Origin of the sequence: Tabrizicola sp., assembly GCF_041913445.1 — a bacterium.
In the GTDB taxonomy this organism is placed as follows: Bacteria; Pseudomonadota; Alphaproteobacteria; order Rhodobacterales; family Rhodobacteraceae; genus Tabrizicola.
This window is the reverse complement of the sequence record NZ_JAYSFG010000004.1, coordinates 261,775-283,400: the sequence shown is the minus strand read 5'-3', so window position 1 is coordinate 283,400 and position 21,626 is coordinate 261,775. Positions and strand designations below refer to the sequence as shown.

General features: G+C 66.8%; 21 protein-coding genes. 12 read left to right on the top strand and 9 right to left on the bottom strand.

Annotated features, from left to right (window positions below; all coding sequences use genetic code 11):
* Positions 1–119 precede the first annotated feature (119 nt).
* Positions 120–566 (top strand): peptide-methionine (R)-S-oxide reductase MsrB, encoded by a 447-nt coding sequence (gene msrB, locus ACE3Q6_RS07430; protein ID WP_374430304.1) that lies wholly within the window; start codon positions 120–122, stop codon positions 564–566.
* Here msrB and ACE3Q6_RS07425 read toward each other — a convergent pair.
* Positions 563–1,195 (bottom strand): J domain-containing protein, encoded by a 633-nt coding sequence (locus tag ACE3Q6_RS07425; RefSeq protein ID WP_374430302.1) that lies wholly within the window; start codon positions 1,193–1,195, stop codon positions 563–565. The genes msrB and ACE3Q6_RS07425 overlap by 4 nt on opposite strands.
* 76 nt (positions 1,196–1,271) lie before the next feature.
* Between ACE3Q6_RS07425 and ACE3Q6_RS07420 the strand changes: the two genes are divergently transcribed.
* The 3 genes from ACE3Q6_RS07420 to ACE3Q6_RS07410 all read left to right on the top strand — a co-directional run bounded on the left by ACE3Q6_RS07420 (position 1,272) and on the right by ACE3Q6_RS07410 (position 2,654).
* The gene (locus ACE3Q6_RS07420; protein ID WP_374430300.1) at positions 1,272–1,523 is read left to right on the top strand and encodes a BolA family protein; all 252 of its coding nucleotides are present in this window, start codon (positions 1,272–1,274) and stop codon (positions 1,521–1,523) included.
* Positions 1,524–1,532: 9 nt separating this feature from the next.
* Positions 1,533–2,216, top strand: a complete 684-nt coding sequence (locus ACE3Q6_RS07415) for a hypothetical protein (RefSeq protein WP_374430298.1) — start codon at positions 1,533–1,535, stop codon at positions 2,214–2,216.
* A gap of 204 nt (positions 2,217–2,420) precedes the next feature.
* The gene (locus ACE3Q6_RS07410; protein ID WP_374430296.1) at positions 2,421–2,654 is read left to right on the top strand and encodes a hypothetical protein; all 234 of its coding nucleotides are present in this window, start codon (positions 2,421–2,423) and stop codon (positions 2,652–2,654) included.
* A gap of 321 nt (positions 2,655–2,975) precedes the next feature.
* On the opposite strand, the gene ACE3Q6_RS07405 is transcribed toward ACE3Q6_RS07410, so the two are convergent.
* The gene (locus tag ACE3Q6_RS07405) at positions 2,976–5,120 is read right to left on the bottom strand and encodes a malate synthase G (RefSeq protein ID WP_374430294.1); all 2,145 of its coding nucleotides are present in this window, start codon (positions 5,118–5,120) and stop codon (positions 2,976–2,978) included.
* A gap of 205 nt (positions 5,121–5,325) precedes the next feature.
* Between ACE3Q6_RS07405 and ACE3Q6_RS07400 the strand changes: the two genes are divergently transcribed.
* The 3 genes from ACE3Q6_RS07400 to ACE3Q6_RS07390 are packed head-to-tail and all read left to right on the top strand — an operon-like array spanning position 5,326 to position 7,033.
* A complete protein-coding gene (locus ACE3Q6_RS07400) occupies positions 5,326–5,667 on the top strand; it encodes an ArsR/SmtB family transcription factor (protein WP_374430292.1) in 342 nt (113 codons plus the stop codon).
* Positions 5,664–6,146 carry an SRPBCC family protein gene (locus ACE3Q6_RS07395; RefSeq protein ID WP_374430290.1) on the top strand — a complete coding sequence of 161 codons (483 nt, stop codon included), beginning with the start codon at positions 5,664–5,666 and terminating at the stop codon, positions 6,144–6,146. Before ACE3Q6_RS07400 ends, ACE3Q6_RS07395 begins: the two co-directional genes overlap by 4 nt.
* On the top strand, positions 6,143–7,033 hold the full coding sequence (locus ACE3Q6_RS07390) for an SRPBCC domain-containing protein (protein ID WP_374430288.1): 891 nt from the start codon (positions 6,143–6,145) through the stop codon (positions 7,031–7,033). The genes ACE3Q6_RS07395 and ACE3Q6_RS07390 overlap by 4 nt, the downstream gene beginning before the upstream one ends.
* On the opposite strand, the gene ACE3Q6_RS07385 is transcribed toward ACE3Q6_RS07390, so the two are convergent.
* The 4 genes from ACE3Q6_RS07385 to ACE3Q6_RS07370 are packed head-to-tail and all read right to left on the bottom strand — an operon-like array spanning position 7,030 to position 12,696.
* A complete protein-coding gene (locus ACE3Q6_RS07385) occupies positions 7,030–7,608 on the bottom strand; it encodes a TetR/AcrR family transcriptional regulator (RefSeq protein ID WP_374430286.1) in 579 nt (192 codons plus the stop codon). The genes ACE3Q6_RS07390 and ACE3Q6_RS07385 overlap by 4 nt on opposite strands.
* Positions 7,608–9,116, bottom strand: a complete 1,509-nt coding sequence (locus ACE3Q6_RS07380; protein WP_374430284.1) for a trimethylamine methyltransferase family protein — start codon at positions 9,114–9,116, stop codon at positions 7,608–7,610. The genes ACE3Q6_RS07385 and ACE3Q6_RS07380 overlap by 1 nt, the downstream gene beginning before the upstream one ends.
* The gene (locus ACE3Q6_RS07375) at positions 9,117–11,141 is read right to left on the bottom strand and encodes an FAD-dependent oxidoreductase (protein ID WP_374430282.1); all 2,025 of its coding nucleotides are present in this window, start codon (positions 11,139–11,141) and stop codon (positions 9,117–9,119) included. It lies immediately after the preceding gene.
* A gap of 58 nt (positions 11,142–11,199) precedes the next feature.
* The gene (locus tag ACE3Q6_RS07370) at positions 11,200–12,696 is read right to left on the bottom strand and encodes an FAD-binding domain-containing protein (protein WP_374430280.1); all 1,497 of its coding nucleotides are present in this window, start codon (positions 12,694–12,696) and stop codon (positions 11,200–11,202) included.
* Positions 12,697–12,808: 112 nt separating this feature from the next.
* On the opposite strand from ACE3Q6_RS07370, the gene pepN reads away from it, so the two are divergent.
* Positions 12,809–15,370, top strand: coding sequence for an aminopeptidase N (gene pepN / locus ACE3Q6_RS07365; RefSeq protein WP_374430276.1), 2,562 nt, complete (start codon positions 12,809–12,811; stop codon positions 15,368–15,370).
* A gap of 65 nt (positions 15,371–15,435) precedes the next feature.
* Positions 15,436–15,969, top strand: a complete 534-nt coding sequence (locus ACE3Q6_RS07360) for a hypothetical protein (RefSeq protein ID WP_374430273.1) — start codon at positions 15,436–15,438, stop codon at positions 15,967–15,969.
* Positions 15,970–15,972: 3 nt separating this feature from the next.
* Here the strand turns inward: ACE3Q6_RS07360 and ACE3Q6_RS07355 are convergent, their stop codons facing one another.
* Positions 15,973–16,566, bottom strand: a complete 594-nt coding sequence (locus ACE3Q6_RS07355; protein WP_374430270.1) for a transglycosylase SLT domain-containing protein — start codon at positions 16,564–16,566, stop codon at positions 15,973–15,975.
* 169 nt (positions 16,567–16,735) lie between these two features.
* On the opposite strand from ACE3Q6_RS07355, the gene ACE3Q6_RS07350 reads away from it, so the two are divergent.
* The 3 genes from ACE3Q6_RS07350 to ACE3Q6_RS07340 all read left to right on the top strand — a co-directional run bounded on the left by ACE3Q6_RS07350 (position 16,736) and on the right by ACE3Q6_RS07340 (position 20,002).
* Entirely contained in the window at positions 16,736–17,872 is a 1,137-nt protein-coding gene (locus tag ACE3Q6_RS07350; protein ID WP_374430266.1) for a hypothetical protein, read from the top strand.
* 73 nt (positions 17,873–17,945) lie between these two features.
* Positions 17,946–19,457 (top strand): Asp-tRNA(Asn)/Glu-tRNA(Gln) amidotransferase subunit GatB, encoded by a 1,512-nt coding sequence (gene gatB / locus ACE3Q6_RS07345; RefSeq protein ID WP_374430262.1) that lies wholly within the window; start codon positions 17,946–17,948, stop codon positions 19,455–19,457.
* Positions 19,458–19,624: 167 nt separating this feature from the next.
* Positions 19,625–20,002 (top strand): DUF4177 domain-containing protein, encoded by a 378-nt coding sequence (locus ACE3Q6_RS07340; RefSeq protein WP_374430257.1) that lies wholly within the window; start codon positions 19,625–19,627, stop codon positions 20,000–20,002.
* Here ACE3Q6_RS07340 and ACE3Q6_RS07335 read toward each other — a convergent pair whose 3' ends face one another.
* Complete coding sequence (locus ACE3Q6_RS07335; RefSeq protein WP_374430253.1) at positions 20,003–21,103, bottom strand: pyridoxal phosphate-dependent aminotransferase; 1,101 nt, start codon at positions 21,101–21,103, stop codon at positions 20,003–20,005.
* A 42-nt stretch (positions 21,104–21,145) separates the two neighbouring features.
* Positions 21,146–21,556 carry a hypothetical protein gene (locus ACE3Q6_RS07330; RefSeq protein ID WP_374430249.1) on the bottom strand — a complete coding sequence of 137 codons (411 nt, stop codon included), beginning with the start codon at positions 21,554–21,556 and terminating at the stop codon, positions 21,146–21,148.
* Between the last annotated feature and the right edge of the window lie 70 nt (positions 21,557–21,626).

The following is a 21,626-nucleotide window of genomic DNA, read 5'->3' as shown; positions in this document are numbered from 1 at the left end:
CTTGGAACATAACGCGCAGGGGTTCAAGGGGAAGGGCGGATTCCCGACATCCCTTGTCTGAAACTTGCCGCCCTTCGCGCCCGTAGCTTGGCCATGACCCCCTTCCGAAAGGACGCCCCATGCACCGCCGCCTCTTCCTCCTCACCGTCCTCGCCGCCCCGATGGCCCGCGCCGAGACCTTCGAGTTCACCCTGACCGAGGCCGAATGGCGCGCGCGCCTCTCCGACACCGCCTTCCAGGTCCTGCGCGAAGAAGAGACGGAACGCCCCTTCACCAGCCCCCTCAACCTGGAAAAGCGCCCCGGCACCTACCACTGTGCGGGCTGCGACCTGCCCGTCTTCTCCTCGGACACCAAGTACGACAGCGGCACCGGCTGGCCCTCGTTCTGGGCACCCTTGCCCGACGCCATCCGCACGCGTGAGGATGGCGGCCTCTTCGGCGCGCGGACCGAGGTCCACTGCCGCCGCTGCGGCGGGCATTTCGGCCATGTGTTCGAGGACGGCCCGGAACCCACCGGCCTGCGCTACTGCATGAACGGCGCGGCGCTGAGCTTCCGGCCCGCCTAGTCGCGGAAGTGCCGGCTGTCCTTCAGCTGGTCCCAGGCCCAGACGACTTCCTGCAGCTGCTCCTCGTGGCTGCGGTCGCCGCCGTTCATGTCGGGGTGGAGCACCTTGATCAGCCCCTTGTAGACCTTGCGGATCTCGGCCTTCGACATGGTGTCGCGGGCATCGAGGATCTCGATCGCCTTCCGCTCGGTCGGCGGCAGCTTCCGCGTGGCGGCCGAGCTGACGCGCCCGGGGTTCTGCGTCGCCTTCTCGCCCAGAAGGGACATCGGGTCATTCACCCCCAGCCGCGCCCAGGCGTTCCCGTCCCCGATCCGGGAAAACGGCTTCGTCTCCCGCTCCCAGACCCGGTTCTTGTCCAGGAACTTCTGGAACTCTTCGTCCGTCGTCCCCTGGAAGAAGTTCCATTTCAGATTGTACTCGCGGATGTGGTCCTTGCAGAACCAGAAGAATTCATCCAGCAGGTCCGGCGATTTCGGGGCCCGGAACGCCCCCTTCTCCTTGCAGCCCGGATAGTCGCAGGGCCGGTCCGCCGTCTCGAACGCCCCCGACATCCCCCGCCGACCCGAGGTCTTGCGCTTCTTGGCCGCGGCGGCACTGATGTTGAACTCGAAGGGCGGACGACTGGACATGCTGCGGGGGCCTTTCCGACTCGGGCGCATAAGTCTAGGGGTTTTCCCGGAACTTGGAAGGGCAGGGGACGCTGACATGGCCGTGAAAGACGAGATCGAAGACCGCCTGACCGCCGCCTTCCATCCTTCCGTGCTGGAGGTGGTGAACGAAAGCTACAAGCACGCGGGCCACGCCGGCGATGACGGGACTGGCGAAAGCCATTTCCACATCACCATCCGGGCCGAGGCCCTGGCCGCGATGAACCGCGTGGCGCGGCACCGGGCGGTGCAGAAGGCGCTGGGCGATCTGAACCAGCGGGTCCACGCGATCGGGCTGGACGCGGGGTAGGGGACAGACGTGCCAAAGGTGAAGTTTCCCCTGCACACCGCTACGGTTCTGTTTCTCGTTGTTTCCAGGTCGCCGGTGTGGGCCGAGACTCAATGCCATCAGGCCGCGACGGATGTAACTCTTACGCTTCTGCTCTCGTCAGGCGATACCCTGAAGCTCCGGGTGCCAATCGACTATTTCGACCAACGTTTTGTTCCTGGTGACGGCAGCACGCGGGAGGGGTTGCTGCTCCGAGTGCAGGCCACGGATTTTTCACCTTGGCCAGAGGAGGTTCGGCCTCATACGTCGGAAGGGCCACTCATGGGGTATCTCCTTACTGAATACCAACCATTCGACATCGTGGCAGATCGCTCGGCGCGTGCGGAAGCTGGGTATAGCTTGATTGGAGAGGTCGAGTGGACCCGAAAGCCTGGTCCTTTCGGACTTTCTGTTCTGGTCGCCCCTCCCCCGGTGGAGGTGCATTCCGCGCTTATGGGGCAGAAAGACGTATTTGTTGCAGTAGACGAACAGGGGTCGATCACCGATATCATTAGGTGTGAGCGCCCGGGGCGCACGCCGTTCCAGACCTGCGATCATTTGATCGAGGCAGGCGAAATCGATATCAAACTCAACTATGCGCCGGATTTTCTAGCCGAATGGGCTAGACTTTCAGCCGATGCCCTCAAGTTCCTTGATTGCATGAAACGAGAGTGATCGGCGATGGCACTGATACAAGCCATTCGTAGGGTGCGTGATGTCACGCACCGCTCAACCTCTGCCCAATGGGTGCCAATCGCCCTTTGCCCTCTCTCTCGCAGTGGTGCGCTACATTACGCAACCGCCGACCGCTGCCCATCCTTCCGGGAACACCTCCGCCCGCCCTCCGGTTATCCCACACCCCCCAACCGGAGACCCGCCATGTTCCCCCATCTCCGCCTCTGGCTCATCGCCCTCTGGACCTCCTCGGTCGCCGGGGCCGTCGTCATCCTCAACCTGACGCTTGGCAATTACACGCTCGCCACCTTCCTTTGGGCGGCGGTCGCGGGCCTCGTCATCGGCATCCCCGCCGCGCTTCTGAACTGGGTCTACCTGCGCCCGAACCGCGCCCGGCAGGTCGGCGTCCTCGGCCAGGTGCCGCCCGACCGATCCTGAAGCTTCGTGGCAACCCGAATGACTTTCACATTTGCCCAAATATCCTCCGGGGGTTTGGGGGTGGAAAACCCCCAATGACCGAGGAGGAGGCGCAGCCCGACGACGAGACAAAAGGCTCGCGCGTCAGCGCTCAATCTGAAAACCGCCTCGACCCGCGCGACCGATGGCATCCGGAACCGGACCGATCCCCAAGCGTCCCCTCTCCCCTCGGGGGGAGAGGGCCAGGGTGAGGGGGCACGTGGTCAGAGGTTAAGAAACCCCTAACGCCCGCGCCCAACCCCTTGATTCCAAAAGACCATCAGCGTTTGTCCACCGTGGACACTACCCCGCCTTCACCCGCAGCCGCCAGGCGTGGAGCAGGGGCTCCGTATACCCCGAAGGCTGCTCCCGCCCCTTGAAGACGAGGTCACAGGCCGCCTGGAACGCCGCCCCCTGGAAGGCCGGGGCCATCGGCCGATACAGCGGATCGCCGGAGTTCTGCCGGTCCACCACCGCCGCCATCTTCCGCATCGCCTCCATCACCTCGGCCTCGCTGACCACCCCATGATGCAGCCAGTTCGCGATGTGCTGGGCCGAGATCCGGCAGGTCGCCCGATCCTCCATCAGCCCCACGTCGTTCACGTCCGGCACCTTGGAGCAGCCCACCCCCTGGTCGATCCAGCGCACCACATAGCCCAGGATTCCCTGCGCGTTGTTCTCGACCTCGCGCACCACCTGGGCCCGATTCCAGGCCTGGAAGCTCGCCAGCGGGATATCCAGGATCCCGTCCACATGCGCCCGCCGCCCGCTCTTCGCCAGCCGGGCCTGCACCGCGAAGACGTCGACCTTGTGGTAGTGCAGCGCATGCAAGGTCGCCGCCGTCGGAGACGGAACCCAGGCCGTGTTCGCCCCCGCGCGGGGATGGGCGATCTTCTCGTCCAGCATCGCCGCCATCAGGTCCGGCATCGCCCACATCCCCTTGCCGATCTGGGCCTTGCCCGAGAGGCCGCACTCCAGCCCGATATCGACGTTCAGGTTCTCGTAGGCCGTGATCCAGGACTTCCGCTTGATGAAATCCTTCCGGCTGAACGCCCCCGCTTCCATCGAGGTGTGGATCTCATCCCCGGTCCGGTCCAGGAACCCCGTGTTGATGAACGCCACCCGCCCCTTCGCAGCCCGGATGCATTCCTTGAGGTTCACGGACGTCCGCCGCTCCTCATCCATGATCCCCAGCTTCACCGTGTTCGCCGGCAGCCCCAAAAGCCCCTCCACCCGCGCCATCACGGCGTCGGCGAAGGCCACTTCCTCCGGCCCGTGCATCTTCGGCTTCACCACATAGACCGACCCCAGGACCGAGTTCCGCATCCCCTCGGTCTTCTTCAGGTCATGCAGCGCGATGGCCACTGTCACCATCGCGTCCATCAGCCCCTCGGGCACCTCCGACCCGTCGGGCAGCAGGATCGCGGGGTTGGTCATCAGGTGGCCCACGTTCCTGACCCACATCAGCGCGCGGCCCTTCAGCGTGAAGGGCGATCCGTTGGGGTCCAGGAATTCCCGGTCGCCATTCAGCCGCCGCTCCACCCGCTTGCCGGCCTTCTCGAAGCTTTCCGACAGCGTCCCCTTCATCAGCCCCAGCCAGTTCCGGTAGGCCCCGACCTTGTCCTCGGCATCGACGCAGGCGACGGAATCCTCGCAGTCCATGATCGCCGTCAGCGCGCTTTCCAGCTGCACGTCGGCCAGCAACGCCTGGTCGCGCGAGCCGATGAAATGCGCCCGGTCGAAGACCAGCTCGACATGCAACCCGTTGTTCCTGAGCAGAACCGAATCCGGCGCCCTCGGGTTGCCCCGGTAGCCCGCGAACTTCTCCGGTTGCACCAGCGGCAGGTCGTCCACCAACAACGCGCCGTCCTTGACCACGTAACGGCGCACGTCGGCATGAGAGGTCCCGGCAATCGGAAAAGCCTCGTCCAGGAACACCCGCGACCGCGCCACGACCCGGGCACCCCGGCCTCGCTCATAGCCGCCGGACGGGGGAAGCGACCCCATCGCATCGGTGCCGTAAAGACAGTCATAGAGGCTCCCCCACCGCGCATTGGCCGCGTTCAGCGCGTAGCGGGCGTTGGTCACCGGGACGACCAGCTGCGGCCCGGGTACCTTGGCGACCTCTGGGTCCACATTCGTCGTCTCGATGGTGAACGCCGGGCCTTCGGGCAAAAGATAGCCGATCTCGGCGAGAAAAGCCTTGTAAGCCGCGTGGTCATGCGGCTGGCCACGCCGCGCGATGTGCCAGGCGTCGATCTTCGCCTGCAGATCGTCCCGCTTGGCCAGAAGCGCCCGGTTCTGCGGCGCGAAGTCGGCCAGAAGCCCCGCGAAGCCAGACCAGAAGGCCCCGGACTCGATCCCGGTTCCCGGCAGCGCCTCATCCTCAAGGAAGCGCGCGAGCACCGCATCCACCTTCAGCCCCGCACGATCCAGACGCTCTGTCATCGCAATTCCCCCACTAAGCCACTTCGGGCCGTTCTGTATGCTGTGGCACACAATAGGGCAGGGCAAGGAACGGGGCAAAGGAAAGCGCCCCGGGAATTTCAAACGGGGCCGAAAATCACTTGTCGGAAAATTCGGAAGATGGAAAACTTTGCCGACCAGCTAAGTTTTCCTTTCCCCACGGCGTAAAGCGTGTATAGTTAGCGACATGGCTAAGCATGATCCCCACCTGGACCTCCTCTTCCACGCACTGTCCGACCCGACCCGGCGCGCGATGCTGAACCGCCTGGCCCAGGGGCCGGCGGCGGTGACAGAGCTTGCCGGACTGTCGGGGTTCAAGCTTCCCACGGTCCTGCGGCACCTGACCGTGCTGGAGGACGCGGGGCTCGTGTCAACCCAGAAGGACGGCCGAATCCGGTCCTGCGCGTTTCAGCCGAAGGCGTTGCAACCGATGACAGACTGGTTGGACGACCAGCGCAAGCTTTGGGAGGCGCGGCTCGACCGCCTTGATGACTACGTGATGAACCTGATGAAGGAACGCGACAAATGACCACGACACCCGATCTGGACCCGGAACTCGACCTCGTCCTCACCCGCGAAGTGAACGCCCCGCGCGAGATCCTTTACAAGTGCTGGACCACGCCCGAGCACCTTGTCCACTGGTTCGTGCCGAAGCCGCACAAGGTCACCGCCTGCGAGCTGGACGTCCGCGTCGGCGGCAAATGCAACACGACCTTCCTGGTGGAAGGGAACGAGATGCAGAACAACGGCGTCTATCTGGAAGTCGTGCCGAACGAAAGGCTCGTCTTTACAGACGCCTATACCGAAGGCTGGAAACCAGCTCCCGAGCCGTTCATGACCGCAATCCTGACCTTCGAGGATATCGGCAACGGCCGCACGAAATACACCGCAATCGCGCGGCATCGGAACGCTGACACGGCCAAGGCTCACAAGGACATGGGTTTCTACGACGGCTGGGGCACGGTCGTGACGCAGCTGGAAGAATACGCCCAGGGGCTGAAGTCATGAGCCGGGGCATGGCCGGCGACCGCTTCGCCACCCTGACCTTTGACCGCCGCGTCGCGGCCCCGGTGGCGACGCTTTACGCCGCCTGGACCTCGCCCGCTGCACGCGCCGTCTGGGCCGCACCCGCGCCCTCGGTGACGGTCGAGTTCCTGGAATCCGACAGCAGGGTCGGGGGCCGCGAGGTCTCGCTCTGCAAGGTCGCGGGTGAGCCCGACATCCGGGTCGAGGCCGGCTGGCTGGACCTTGTCCCCGAAGCGCGGACCGTGGGCTATGAGGTCGTCTCGTGCGAGGGGGCGAACCTTTCGGCGGCGCTGGCGACGGCCGAGTTCGCAAAGGACGGCGATGGCAGCCGGATCACCGTCACGGTGCAGCTTTCGTCGCTGGCCAAGGACATGGCCAAGGGCTACCGGCAGGGCTTTGACGCCGGGATCGCCAACCTGTCGGGCGTGGCGGAACGGACGATGGTCCTGCAACTTATCATCAAAGCCCCGGTCCCGGTGGTCTGGGGCGCCTGGATGAACGCCGACAGCTTGCCGAAGTGGTGGGGTCCGGACGGATTTTCCTGCCGAACATCGCGCATCGACCTGCGCGAGGGCGGCGAGTGGGTTTTCGACATGATCGGTCCCGACGGTACCGTCTTCCCGAACCACCACAAGTACGGCGCGATGGTGCCCGAGCAGCGGTTGTCCTACACGCTGCACTGGGGCGAAAATGGCCCGAAGCACGCCGATGCCTGGGCCTCCTTCGACGACATCGGCGGGGCGACGCAGGTCACGCTCGGCATGGTCTTCGCCACCGCGCAGGAATACCAGGACGCGAAGGGCTTCGGCGCGCCGGAGCTGGGCCTGCAGACCTTGGGCAAGCTGGCAAAGGCCGTGGGCGCCGACTAGTCCAGATGGGGCGCGAGGAAGGCGCGGCAGGCCGTCTTCGCGTCCTCGGCCGGCATTGCCTCGGGGTCTAGGCAGTGCTGCAGGCAGAGCCCGTCGATCAGGCAGATCAAGGACTTGGCAAGTGGGCGCGCATCGATGGTGCGCCCCTTAGTCGTTGCAAGGGCGGCCAGCGCCTCGGTCACATCGTCCAGGTAGGCCTGGTACTGCCGCCGATGTTCGTCCCGCAGGGCAGGGGTATTGGCGATCTGGCCCCAGAGCGCGACCCAGGCGTTCAACGTCTCGCGGTTGAAGGCCTTGGGCGCGAAGGTGCCGTCGATCAGCGCGTCGATCCGGGTTTCCGGGGGCAGGGGGGACAGGTCAGGCGTCGTCTCGCGGTAAAGCCGCGCATAGACCGCCGCAAGCAGACCGGACATCGAGCCGAAATGGTGAAGGATCAGCCCGCGCGACACGCCTGCCGCCGCGCAGATGCGGTCCACCGTGAACTCCTGGATGCCGCCCTTCGCAAGCCCCGCCAGCGCCACGTCCATCAGCTGCGCGCGGCGGTCTTCGCTGGACAGGCGGGTGAAGCGGGCCATCAGTTGGTCGGAGCCCCGCCCTCGGCCTTGCGGCGGGCGACGAAGGCTTCGAGCGCCTCGCGGATGCCTTCGTCGAGCGGAGGCTGTTCGTAATTGGCCAAAAGCTCCTTCCAGATCCGGTTGGCGCGAGCAGGGGCCTCCTCGGCCCCCCGCGACAGCCAGGTCGGATAGCTGTCCCAGTTCGACAGCATCGGCGGGTGGAAGGCGGTCTCGTACTGCGCCATCGTTTGCGCCGTGCCGAAGAAATGCCCGCCCACTCCGGCCTCGGCGATGGCGTCCAGCGACAGCGCCTCTTCCGTCACCGCGATGGGCCGGAAGTAGCTTTGCATCATCCCCAGAAGCTCGGCATCCAGCACCAGCTTCTCGAAGCTTGCCGTCAGCCCGCCATGCATCCACCCGGCCCCGTGGATGACCAGATGAGCGCCGCCCATCAGGCAGCCCCAGAGCGACATCATCGACTCATAGGCCGCCTGCGCGTCCAGCGCATTGGCCGCCGTGGTGTTCGACGAACGGAACGGCACCCCGATCCGCCGCGCAAGCTGGCCCGAGGCCTGCGCCGCCTTTGCGTATTCCGGCGTGCCAAAAGCAGGCGCGCCGGTCTTCATGTCGACGTTTGAAGTGAACCCGCCATACATCACCGGCACCCCCGGCCGCACGATCTGAGTCAGCGCCACGCCGAACATCGCCTCGGCATGTTGCAGTACCAGCGCCCCTGCTAATGACACCGGAGCCATCGCCCCCGCTAGCGTGAAGGGCGTCACGATCGCCACCTGCCCATGCTCGGCCAAGGCGATCAGCCCCTGGCTCATCGGGTCGTCGAGCTGCCGCGGCGAGTTCGTGTTGATCACCCCCATCATCATCGGCGTGCGGGCCAGGTCGTCCAGGGACCAGCCCATCAGGATCGCCGCCATCTCGATCCCGTCCATCGTCCGCTCGCGCCCCAGCGCGTTCAGGTTCCAGCTCTTGTCCAGCAAAGTGCACTGCGACAGGTAGAGGTCCAGATGCCGGGTCGACGCGGGCAGGTCCATCGGCTCCAGGGGGCCGCCTGACTCTTGCTGCAGCACGTTCAGGCACTGGCAAAGCCGCAGGTAGTCCTGCATGTCCTGCAGCGTCCCATCCCTCCGGCCCCGGTCGAGGTCCATCACATAGGCCGGCCCGCCCACGGTCGAGAAAACCACGTCATTCCCCCCGAACCGGAGGTCCTTCGCCCGGTTCCGCGCGGCGATGCGGAAGGTTCGGGGGACGGTGGCAAGGCAGGCCTCGATCAGGCCGGGATCGGGATAGACCATCTGCCCCTCGACCTTCGCCCCCGCGCGGCGAAAGTGGTCAAGCGCGGTCCCATTCAGCACCCGCATCCCCTGCGTCGCCAAAAGCCGCAAGGCCGCCTGGTGGATCGCCTCCACCTGGTCGTCGCTGATGACCTTGATCGGCTCATAAGCCCGTTGCACCTGCCCGAAGGGCGGCTGCGGGATGGCGTTCGGGGACCGGGCCGGGCGGCGCTGGCGCATTTACGGGCTCCTCAATGGCGCGCGTTCCCGGCGCGGGGGCAGGTCAGGTTCACCCAGAAGCCGGGCGTAGCGGTGGGCGGAGTACACTGCATCGGCGATGGAAGAGGGCGCGAGGCAATCGCCGATCCGGGTGGCGGGGATGCCCTGCGCGGTGAGGTCGTCAAGAAGCGCGGTCTCGGGCAGCCGCCCGGTGCAGAGTATGAGCGTCCCGCAGGGCAGGGCTTCCTCGCGCCCGGTGTAGACGCAGGCCAGATGGACCTCGCCATTTCCCTGCGCTTTCAATGCCTTTAGTGGATGCAGCCGCACCCCCGCCTCGATGAGCCGGGCCTGCAGGAAGTCCTGCTCGTTGGTCATCACCGTCCAGGATGAGGCCACCCCGGCCGTGGTGACGTAGTGCACCTCATGACCCGCAGCGGCCAGCTTCTCGGCCAAGGCGCCACCCATGAAATAGTGCTCGTCGTCGTAGACCACGACCGGGCCTTCCACCTTCGCGCCCGCGAACACATCGTCCGGCGTGAGTGCCCCCGGCAGCGCCAAGGGCCGGATCGCGTAGACCCCCACCCCGTCCCGCCGCCAGGTCGACCCCGTGGCCAGCACCAGATGGTCCGCCCCGAACTCGGCCACATCCGCCGCGCCCATCCGGCTGGCCGCAAACAGCTCCACATTCGGCAGTTTGCCGATCATGTGCAGTCGCCAGTCCCGGACCCGCATCCAGGTCTGCAATCCCGGCAGCGTCGCCTCGCGCAACAGTCGCCCGCCAAAGACCTCCCCCGCCTCGGCCAAGGCCACCTCCAACCCCCGCCGCCCCAGGGTCAGCGCCGCCTCCAACCCCGCCGGGCCGCCGCCGATCACCAGCGCCTTCTCGCGCTTCGGATAGACCGCGATCCGCTCCGGATGCCAGCCGCGACGCCACTCCTCGCCCATTGTCGGGTTCTGCGTGCAGCGCAACCCCACGCCCTCATTGTTCGCCGCCCGGCAGATATTGCAGCCGATGCACTCCCGGATCTCGTCCTCGCGGCCATCGCGGATCTTCGCCGGGAGAAAAGGGTCGGCGATGGAAGGCCGCGCCGCCCCGATGAAATCCTGCACTCCGCGCCTGATCTGGCTGACCATCCGGTCCGGGGAGGTGAACCGCCCCACCGACACCACCGGCTTCGTGGTGAGCCGCTTCACGAAGGCGACGTTCTCCTCCTGAAACCCCTCGGCCGAATACCGCGCCGACCGCGAGTCATTCCCCAAGGCCCCCGCGACGTTCACGTCCCAGAGGTCGGGCAGCTCCGCCAGCATCTCGATGATCTCACGCCCCTCGCCCTGGGACGTGATCCCCTCCGGCCCGTGCAATTCGTCCACCGCCAGCCGTACCGCTACGGCGCAGGTGTCGCCTACGGCCTCCTTCGTGTCCTCGATCATCTCGCGAAGAAGACGGACCCGGTTCTCCAACGACCCGCCATAGGCGTCGCCCCGGTGGTTCGTCCGCCGCGACAGGAACTGGAACGGCAGGTAGTCGTGCCCCGCATACACATAGACGATGTCGAACCCGGCCCGCTTGGCCCGCTTCGCCGCGTCCCGCTGCCATCCGCGAAACGCCCGGATGTCGGCCAAATCCATCGCCCGCGCCGTCGCCGGCAGGTGATACAGGGCAGGCTGAACGTCCGGCGCGATCCCCGGCACCCGCGTCATGCGGTTCGACGCGTGCCCACCGCCATGCCACAGCTCGATCCCCGCCAGCGACTTATGCGCATGGATTGCGTCCGCCGTCAGCGCCAAAGGCGCGATGTCGTCGTCCTCCCACAGCGTCAGGAAGGCGTAGGGGCTGTCGTCCGAGCTTGGATGGATCGAGCAGTATTCCGTGCAGACCACCCCCCAGCCGCCCTCGGCCTTCACTCCCCGCAACGCGGCCCCCGACTGCGGGCGTTGCCAGCCGAAGCCCGTGGCGTGGGGCGTCTGGTAGAAGCGGTTGGGCGCGGTGACCGGGCCGATGCGGACGGGCTCGAACAGGATGTCGTAACGCGGGTCGCGGGGCATCGGGTCACCCTTGTTGAATGACCGTACAGTAAGTGCTGCCGGGTTTCTGTCAAGCGACTCAGAAGGGCAGGGACAGCTGCGCCTGGCTGGCCTTCTTGACCGGCCGCCGCCCCTCGCGGTTGCCCGACCGGCTGGCGTGTCGCTCGACGATCTGACCGGCGACCTCGGCGAAGCCCGCCGCGCGCCGCGCGGTCCAGATCCGCTCCCGCGCCTCCCGAGCGGCCGAGGCGATGTCGACCAACGGCTCCGGGTAGCGGTGGCCCAGCAGCCGCCGCGCCTCGGGCCAGCGCCAGGGTTCCTGGAGAAAGGCATCCGGCACCGCGGCCAGTTCCGGCAGCCAGCGGCGGGTGAATGCGCCCGTGGGGTCCTGGTCCAGCCCCTGCTTCACCGGGTTGTAGATGCGGGGGATGTTGATCCCCGTGGTCCCCGACTGCATCTGCACCTGCGGCCAGTGGATGCCCGGCTCGTAGTCGGTGAACATCCGCGCCAGATGCGCCCCCGTCGCCCGCCAGTCGAGCCAGAGATGATAGGAGGCGACCGAGATCACCATCGCCCGCATCCGGAAATTGAGCCAGCCAGTCGCCCGCAGATACCGCATGCAGGCATCGAGGAACGGCAACCCCGTCTCGCCCCCCGCCCAGGCCGCCAGCCGCGTCGCGTCCATCTCGCGGGGGCGCGTCACCGCCACTGGATGCAGGTCGCGCAACTCGATCGAGGGCTGGTCCTCCAGCTTCTGGATGAAATGGTCCCGCCACGCGAGCCGCGACTGGAAGCTGGACAAGGACCCGCCCCACTTGCCCCCCGGCCGTTCCGCAGCCCGCGCCGCCGTGGCCTGCACCACCTCGCGGATCGACAGCGTCCCGATGGCGAAGTGGGGCGACAGCCGCGAACAGGCGCGTTCGGCCGACAGGGGCGAGGACATCGCGACCCGATAGGGCTCTCCGCGCTGGGCGAGGAAGCTGTCCAGCAAAGCCACACCCCGCGTCCGCCCGCCGAGCTGCCGATGCGGACAAGCGTCCGCCGTCAGCTTCAAGGCGCGGGAGGACGGGATCAGCCCCGGTTCCACCCCCTCCACCGCCCGGAAGGAGGGGACGGGCAGGGCGGGGGTCGCCATGAACCCGTCCCGCGCGCGGGCCCAGATGTCCCGCGACGGCAACCGGCGCACCACGCCCGACTGCGGGACCTGCAGCCATTCGATCCCGGCCCCTCGCGCCCACTCCGCCACCCTTCGGTCGCGCGCATAGGTCCAAAGGTTCCCTGTCTCCTCATGGCTGACGATCCGGGTCACCCCGTGCCGCTTGCACAAGCCCGCCAGCACCGTCACCGCATCGCCCACCCGCACCACCAGCGGCGCGCCGATCCCGGCCAGCTGGTCGCGCAGGTCCACCAGCGCCTCTGCCACGAACTCCCACTGCCGGGCCGAGGCATCGGGCTCTGCCCACAATTCCGGCTCCACCACATAGACCGGCAGCACCGGCCCCATCCCTGCCGCCAGGGTCAGCGCCGGATGGTCACGGACGCGCAGGTCGCGCTTCAGCCAGACGAGAACATTCATGGAACATTTATCTAGCCGTCCCCACAGATTCGTAAAGCCGCAAAAGACTGTTATCGGCCTCCCCCTTGCGCCGCTCGCCATTCCCCGTAGCTTCGTGACAAAGGAGTCTCCGATGTCCGAGCAGAAGACCGTCTACCTGGCCGACTACCAGCCCTACACGCATCTGGTGGACAGCGTGGACCTGACCTTCCGGCTCGCTCCCTCGTCAACCCGCGTCAGCGCGCGGCTCATGCTGCGCCCGAACCCGAAGCGCCCGGGCCGCCACGACCTGCGGCTGGAGGGCGAGGACCTGACGCTCCTTTCCTGCACCCTGAACGGCAAAGCCCTCACGCCCGCAGTCGACGCCCGCGCGCTGACCATCCCGGCCAAGGACCTGCCCGACGGCCCCTTCACCCTGGAAACGGAAGTCGAGATCGCGCCCGAGGCGAACACCGCTCTTGAGGGCCTCTACATGTCCCGCGGCATGTACTGCACCCAATGCGAGGCCGAGGGGTTCCGCAAGATCACCTACTACCCCGACCGCCCGGATGTGATGAGCCGCTTCAAGGTGCGGATCGAATCCGACCTGCCGGTGCTTCTGTCCAACGGCAATCCCACCGGCAGTGGCAAGGGCTGGGCGGAATGGGACGACCCCTGGCCCAAGCCTGCCTACCTCTTCGCTCTTGTCGCCGGCGACCTTCGCGCCCATTCCGCGAAGTTCACCACCGCCTCGGGCCGCCCCGTCGACCTCAACATCTGGGTCCGTCCCGGCGACGAGGACCGCTGCGCCTATGCGATGGACAGCCTGATCCGGTCCATGCGCTGGGACGAACAGGTCTACGGCCGGGAATACGACCTCGACGTCTTCAACATCGTCGCCGTGGACGATTTCAACATGGGCGCGATGGAGAACAAGGGGCTGAACATCTTCAACTCCCGCTACGTCCTCGCCAGCCCCGAAACCGCCACCGACGACGACTACGCCCGGATCGAGGCGATCATCGCGCATGAATACTTCCACAACTGGACCGGCAACCGCATCACCTGCCGCGACTGGTTCCAGCTGTGCCTGAAAGAGGGCCTCACCGTCTTCCGCGACCACCAGTTCTCCGGCGACATGCGGTCCGCCGCCGTGCGCCGGATCGAGGACGTGGTGACCCTGCGCAGCCGCCAGTTCCGCGAGGATGACGGCCCGCTTGCCCACCCGGTCCGGCCCGAAAGCTTCATCGAGATCAACAACTTCTACACCGCCACCGTCTACGAGAAGGGGGCCGAGGTCATCGGGATGCTCAAATCCCTCGTCGGCGACCAGGGCTACAAGCGGGCGCTCGACCTCTACTTCGACCGCCACGATGGGGATGCCGCCACCATCGAGGACTGGCTCAAGGTCTTCGAGGATGCCACCGACCGCGACCTCAGCCAGTTCAAGCTCTGGTATTCCGAAGCCGGGACCCCGCGGCTCAAGGTCACCGACCATTGGGACGACGGCGTCTATACCCTGACCTTCACCCAGACCAATCCACCCACCCCCGGCCAGGCCCAGAAGCAGCCGAAGGTGATCCCGATCAAGGTCGGTCTCCTGAACCCCAACGGCGACGAGGTCGTGCCGACGATCATGCTGGAGATGACGCGGGCAAAGCAAAGCTTCCGCTTCGAAGGCCTGGCCGCGAAGCCTGTCCCCTCGATCCTGCGCGGCTTTTCCGCCCCCGTCGTCCTTGACCGCAAGCCCGCGCCGGGCGAACGCGCCTTCCTCCTCGCCCACGATACCGACGCCTTCAACAAGTGGGAGGCGGGCCGCGCGCTGGCGAAAGAGGTGATGGCCGAGATGGCGCTGAAAGGCACGCCGGTCCGCAACGACTGGCTCGATGCCCTCGCCGCCGTCACCTTCGATGACACGCTCGACCCCGCCTTCCGCGCGCTCTGCCTGCGGCTTCCCGGCGAGGACGACCTTGCCCAGACCATCCATGCGATGGGCCGCATCCCGGACCCCGCCAAGATCCACACCGCCCGGCGCGAAATGGCGGGGGCGCTGGCGATCCGGCTTGGGGACGGATTGTCCCGGCTTTACAAGGACCTGGACGACAACGCGCCCTTCTCGCCCTCGGCTGCGCAGGCGGGGCGTCGCGCGCTGAAGATCGCCGCGCTTCAGCTTCTGACGCGGCGGGACGGGGGCAAGCTTGCCGCCTCGGCCTTCGCCCGGGCGCGCTCGATGACCGAGGAGGTGGGCGCGCTTGCAGCCCTTCTCGACGTCCATCAGGGCCAGCAGGAACTGGTCAGCTTCGCCGCCCGCTGGGGTCGTGACGCCAACGTCATGGACAAGTGGTACGCCCTGCAGATCGCCACGGCAGAACCCGGCGACGCCGCCGCCGTCACCGCCCGGCTGATCCAGACCCCGGGGTTCGACTGGCGCAACCCCAACCGCTTCCGCACCGTCATCGGCTCGCTTGCCGCCAACCATGCCGGGTTCCACCACCGCTCGGGCGCGGGTTACCGTCTTGTCGCCGACTGGCTCCTGAAGCTTGACCCCCTGAACCCGCAGACCGCCGCCCGCGTCTCCACCGCCTTCGAGACCTGGCCGCGCTACGACGCCGCCCGCCGCAAGCTTGCCCGGAAGGAACTGGAGCGGATGCTTGCCGTCCCCGACCTTTCGGGCGACCTGCGCGAGATGGCCGAACGGATGCTCGGCGCCGCCTGAGCTTTCCGTTGACGGGCGACCGGGCGACGTGGCACCGATGGGGCGTTGGTGTGCGAGGTAACGGTATGCCCTATTTGATCGTCCTTTTCGGACTGGTAATCGGCGCCTATTTCTGGATCCAGCGCGCCCGGATGGCGGCCGAGGCGACGCAGGACCTGGCCGGAGTGGCCCAGGACGTGATGGCCGCCGCCCGCCGCTTCGGCTTTCGCCGCAGGCACAACCAGCACCCGGTGGAATCGCTCGATGACCCCGACGTGGCGATTGCCGGGGCAGGGGTGGCGTTCCTTGAACTCGACGGCCTGCCCTCGACCGAACAGCAGGACCGGCTGATCCTCAGCCTGCAAGGCCGTCTCGGGCAAAGCAGGGATAAGGCGGAAGAGGCTGCCATCCTTGGCCGATGGCTGGTCAACGAAAGCGGGGGTGCGCAGCAGGGGCTGGAACGGCTGACCCGCCGGGTCCACAAGCTGAAGGGCGCGGAAAGCTTCGAACCGCTGCTTTCCGTCCTGAAGGACGTGGCTTCTGCCAGCCGCGACGGTCAGATCTCGACCCGCCAGCGCGAGGCGCTGGAGCAGATCGCCCGCCTGTTCCGGATCAACTAGGGCTCAACCGGCCTGGCAATAGGGTTGCTGGCTGGTCCAGGCCGCCATGGCCGAGCGCTTCTCGCTCGACCGCAGCGGCGCCCAGTCGCGACCGATGCCACGGTTGCCGCCGCCCGCGACAAGGCCGTCCTTGGCCACTTGCGTCGACATGATCTCGACCGCGCATTCCAGGTTCTGCTCGCCGTCCTTCAGCTCGCTGACCGAGGTCGCCTCGCAGCCGTAATTGCGCGCCGACCGGGGGTCGATCTGCATCAGCCCGATCCAGCGTCCACCGCCGCCCGAGGCGCGTTCGTTCCAGGTGCTCTCGTATTTCGCGACCGCCGACAATAGGCCGGCCCAGAAGGCGCGCCGCTCTTCCACCGAGGCGTCGGTGTAGCCCGGGCACCAGGTTTCGATGTCGGCAGGCACCCGTTCGGACAGAAGCTGGTCCTTGCTTGACAGGGCCGTAAGGGTCGATTCGGTCCACTCCTCGCCCTCGGGATGGTGGTCCCATTGCATCGGAGGCGCCGCGAAGGACATCGTGTCCTCGGGCTTGGTCTGGACGCAGGCAACCAGCGAAGCGGTTGCACATACACCGAAAATCACACGCAGCAGCATGACGAGGTCACCTGAAGATCACCGCATTTCCATTTTTCCGCCCCGATCCTTGGACAATCTTGACCATGGAACGGGCACCTGAGCCCGGAGGGACGAGTCGATGTTAGTTACACCGTCACTTCTGCACGTGAACACCCGCACGGGGCGCAGTCGGCAAGAAGACGCCGCCTTGCTGCGTCCCCAGGCCGGGACGTCCACCGAACTCCTCGATGGTCTCACCGCCGAACAGGTGCTTGCCCGCGTCGATGTCCCGGTGATGCGCGTGGGGCCGGAACGGACGGAATGGCAGTGCGTGCGCGACGACCATGCCGCCATGGCCGAGGCGGGGGAATGGGCCGATCTGCTCGAGGCGCTGCGCTATACGGACCAGGAGCGGGTGATGGCCTCGGGCGGCCGCCGCGTCGCGCCGCTGATCAGCGACGGGATGCGCTCGGGCCTGACCCGGGCCATCGCGCGGCAAGACTGGATCGCCGCAAAGGCCGAACTGGCCCTGCTGGAAGACGTCTACGACCGCAACCCGGAAGATTACTGTGCCGCCCAGGTGCTGGCACAAGCCCACGTCGACCTGGCCAATGCCAAGCGCAAGCCCACCGCGGCCGACCTCTCCCGCGATGCCTGGGCCGAAGCCGCCGCGCATTACGAACAGGCCGAGCGTCTCGTCACCCTCTTCGACCCGATCGAGGAGATGTCACCCCTTCTCGCCGCGACCCGCTATGCGCTGGTCCCGGGGATCGAGGATGGTGGCTCCGTCTGCCGGGAATGGTATGAGGACTGGGTCGACCTCGACCCCGAGGATGCCGAGGCCCACGCCGCCCACGCGGTCAACATGCTCCCCGGCTGGTACGGCTCGCTCTCGGCCTTCGAACGCGAGGCGCGCCGCGCGGTCCGCCTGACTGACGGCGTCACCGGCAAGGCCGCCTATGCCGCCTTCCACATTTCCGCCCTTGAAGCCTTCGGCGACCTGTCCCCGACGCTTGACCACGAATTCTTCTTCGAGGCGCTGGGCGATTACCAGTCCGCCACCGGCTGCCAGGTCCGCGCGAACATCGCGGCGCATCTTCTGGCCGACATGGCGATGGCGTTCCGCAAGGCTGGACCGACGGCCTCCTGGCACCTGACGAAGACCCGGGCCGCCCTGTCCGACGTGTTGTGGAACCGCCTGCGCGAAATCCAGCTCGACTGCTGGACTTCCGGCACGCAGACCCTCGCCTTCGCCATGGCCGAGGTCTTCGGCCCGGCTCTGAAGCGCGGCGCGCGGATCGTGCGGCGCGGCGACGGGCTTGGCACGCTGGTCCGGCGCACCTGAGCCCGCGCCCTGACCCCTTGCCCTGACCAGCCTTGCGGCCTAAACCCGGCCCCAAGGACCATCGGAGGCACCCATGCTTGACCTGACCTACACCGCGCCCGCGCCCAAGGTGATCGCCGGGGCCAAGCACGACTGGGAACTGGTCATCGGGATGGAAATCCACGCCCAGGTCTCGTCGAACGCCAAGCTCTTCTCCGGCGCCTCGACCGCCTTCGGCGCGGAACCCAACTCCAACGTCTCCTTCGTGGATTGCGCGATGCCGGGGATGCTGCCGGTCATCAACGAGTTTTGCGTCGAACAGGCGGTCCGCACCGGCCTTGGCCTGAAAGCCCGGATCAACCTGACCTCCGCCTTCGACCGCAAGAACTACTTCTACCCCGACCTGCCGCAGGGCTACCAGATCAGCCAGCTTTACCACCCCATCGTGGGCGAGGGCGAGGTGATCGTCGAAATGGGTCCCGGCGTCGCCCGCCGCGTCCGGATCGAGCGCATCCACCTCGAACAGGACGCCGGGAAATCCATCCACGACATGGACCCGAACCTCAGCTTCGTCGACTTCAACCGCACCGGCGTCGCGCTGATGGAGATCGTCTCCCGCCCCGACATCCGGGGCCCGGAAGAGGCTGCGGCCTATGTCACAAAGCTCCGCCAGATCCTGCGCTACCTCGGCACCTGCGACGGCAACATGCAGAACGGCAACCTCCGCGCCGACGTCAACGTTTCGGTCTGCCGGCCGGGACAGTATGAGAAATACCAGGCCACCCAGGACTTCTCGCATCTGGGAACACGCTGCGAAATCAAGAACATGAACTCGATGCGCTTCATCCAGGCCGCCATCGAGTACGAAGCCCGCCGCCAGATCGCCATCATCGAGGACGGCGGCCAGGTCGTGCAGGAAACCCGCCTCTACGACCCCGACAAGAACGAAACCCGCTCGATGCGGTCGAAGGAAGAGGCGCATGATTACCGCTACTTCCCCGACCCCGACCTTTTGCCGCTGGAAATCGAACAGGCCTGGGTCGACGACGTGGCCGCGCGGATGCCGGAACTGCCGGACGCCAAGAAGGCGCGCTTCATGGCCGACTACGGCCTCACCGACTATGACGCCAACGTCCTGACCGCCGAACTCGACGCCGCCAACTATTTCGACGCGGTTGCCAAGGGCCGCGACGGCAAGATGGCTGCGAACTGGGTCATCAATGAACTGTTTGGCCGGCTCAAGAAGGAAGGCCACGACATCACCGAAAGCCCGGTCTCTGCTACCCAACTCGGCGGGATCATCGACCTAATCGCGGCGGGCACCATCTCGGGCAAGATGGCCAAGGACCTGTTCGAGATCGTCTATACCGAGGGCGGCGACCCTGCCGAAGTCGCGAAGGCGCGGGGCATGCAGCAGGTCACCGACACGGGTGCCATCGAGAAGGCCGTGGACGAGATCATCGCCGCCAACCCCGAGCAGGTGGCTAAGGCCAAGGCCAACCCAAAGCTTGCCGGTTGGTTTACCGGCCAGGTCATCAAGGCCACTGGCGGCAAGGCGAACCCCGCGACCGTGAACGCGCTGGTGGCGGCGAAACTCGGGCTCTGACGCCCGGGCCGGGCCAAAAGTTATCGAAAACTTTTGCAAAATCCTTCGAAGGATTTTGGCCCGCCCTGTTGCCCAACTGGCGCGCTTCTGCCGGAAAAAGTCCCTGTGATTTGCGGCAAGCCGCAGAATCCCTTATGTCTTTCTCCAGACAGTTCGGGAGAGGCCGGATGCAGCGTTTCGAGTTCAAGGTTATTCCGGCCCCCAGGCGGGGCGAAAAGGCGCGCGGGGTGAAGACCACGGAAGAGCGGTTCGCGCTTGCCCTGACGAACCTCATGAACGATCTCGGGGCGGAAGGCTGGGACTACGTGCGCGCCGACTCGCTGCCCTGCGAGGAACGTGCGGGTTTCACCAGCACCAAGACGACGGTCCAGAACGTCCTCGTCTTCCGCCGCGCGATCCCGTCCGCCGCGGCCGAGGCTCCGGCCAGCTCCCGGCTTCTCCTGCAGGACCCCGCGGCCACGCCGGCCCCGCGTCTTGGCCCCGCGGATGCGCCGGTCGCCGGCACCGCCCCGGCGCTTGGGCCCGCGAAACTCGACGCCGAGTGATCAGGCGGCGGCTTTCAGGGCCAGGGGCAGCGTTTCCTCCAGGATGTCCAGGGTGGCGTCGTCGCCCAGGCTGATCCGGATGCAGCGGTCCAGTGGGGCCACTCCCGGCATCCGGATGAAGACGCCCAAGGCGCCCAATTCCGTCAGTACCTTGCGCGCGAAATCCCCGTCGCGGCCGCAGTCGATGGTCACGAAGTTGGTGGCCGAGGGCAGGGGCCTGAGGTCATTCGCCACCGCGATCCCCGCCAGCCGTGTCCGCGCCGCCCGCGTTCGTGCCTGCACCGACCGCAGCCAGTCCTGATCCGCCAACGCCGCCAGGGCTCCGGCCTGGGACACCCGTCCCATCCCGAAATGGTCCCGCACCTTGTCGAAGGCCAGCGCCAGGTCGGGGTTCGTCAGCGCATAGCCGACCCGTGCGCCCGCAAGCCCGTAGCCCTTTGAAAACGTGCGCATCCGGATGACCTGCGGATGATCCGCCGCGATCGCTGGCACGGTTCCCTCGGGGGCAAGGTCGGCATAGGCCTCGTCCAGGATCAGAAGCGTCCCTTCGGGCAGGTTCGCCACCATTTCCTCGACCACCGAGGCGGGGTGATGCGACCCCATGGGGTTGTCCGGATTGGCGAAGTAGATCAGCTTGGCGCCGAGCGATCTTGCCGTGGAAACAAGGGCGTCAGGGTCCTCATGGTCGCCCTTGTAGGGCACGCGCGTCAGCGCTCCGCCATAGCCTGCCACGTGGAAGTTGAACGTCGGATAGGCCCCGAGGCTTGTCACCACCGGCGTCCCCGATTCCAGCACCAGCCGGCAGACAAGGCCCAGCAGCCCGTCGATCCCCGGTCCCACGGCAAGATGCCCCGGCGTCACCCCGTGATGGCGGGCAAGCGCCTGTTTCAGATCGTGATTCTCCGGATCGCCATACATCCAGGCGCCCTGCGCGGCCTCCTGCATCGCCGCCACCGCGCGAGGAGAAGGCCCGAACAGCGACTCGTTCGCCCCAAGCCTCGCCCGGAAGGGAACACCCGTCCGGCGTTCCAGCGCTTCGGGGCCGGTGAACGGGACGGTCGAGGGCAGTGCGGCGGCGTGCGGCGTCAGAAATCGGCTCATGGCCGCGAAGCTGGCATGGCGCCTGCCGCCGCGCAAGGGACCTCAGCCGGCCGGCCCGTAGTTCACCACCACCACGTAATCCGCCAGCACCGGCGCGCGCCCCAGTTTCGCCAGCTCCTCGGTCGAGGGCTGAAGCCCGACCAGCCCGAACGCCACCCCCGCCGCCGTGGCAAGGTCCGTCGCCCCCTCGCACTGGTTGCAGAGCAGGATCTCCTGCTGCGATGTGGGCGTCCGGACCGTCAACTCCACCCGGATCATTCCCGCCCAGACGCAATCCACGCCCGCCGGGCAACGCTGGTCCTCGACCTCGGTCAGGGTCAGGGTGATGTCGGTGTCAGGCAACGCCACCAAGGCGCCCCCGGGCACGGTCAGTTGCGGAAAGACCTGCGGAGTCAGGGCGTAAGCGGCAGCGGCAAGGCTGACGAAAGTCACGGTCGCAAAGGCAAGGCGCATCGGGTTTCCTTTCCGGGGTTCGCATCAGTCTGACGCATTGGCCCCGGAAAGGCTTGGGCCGCGATTCCCT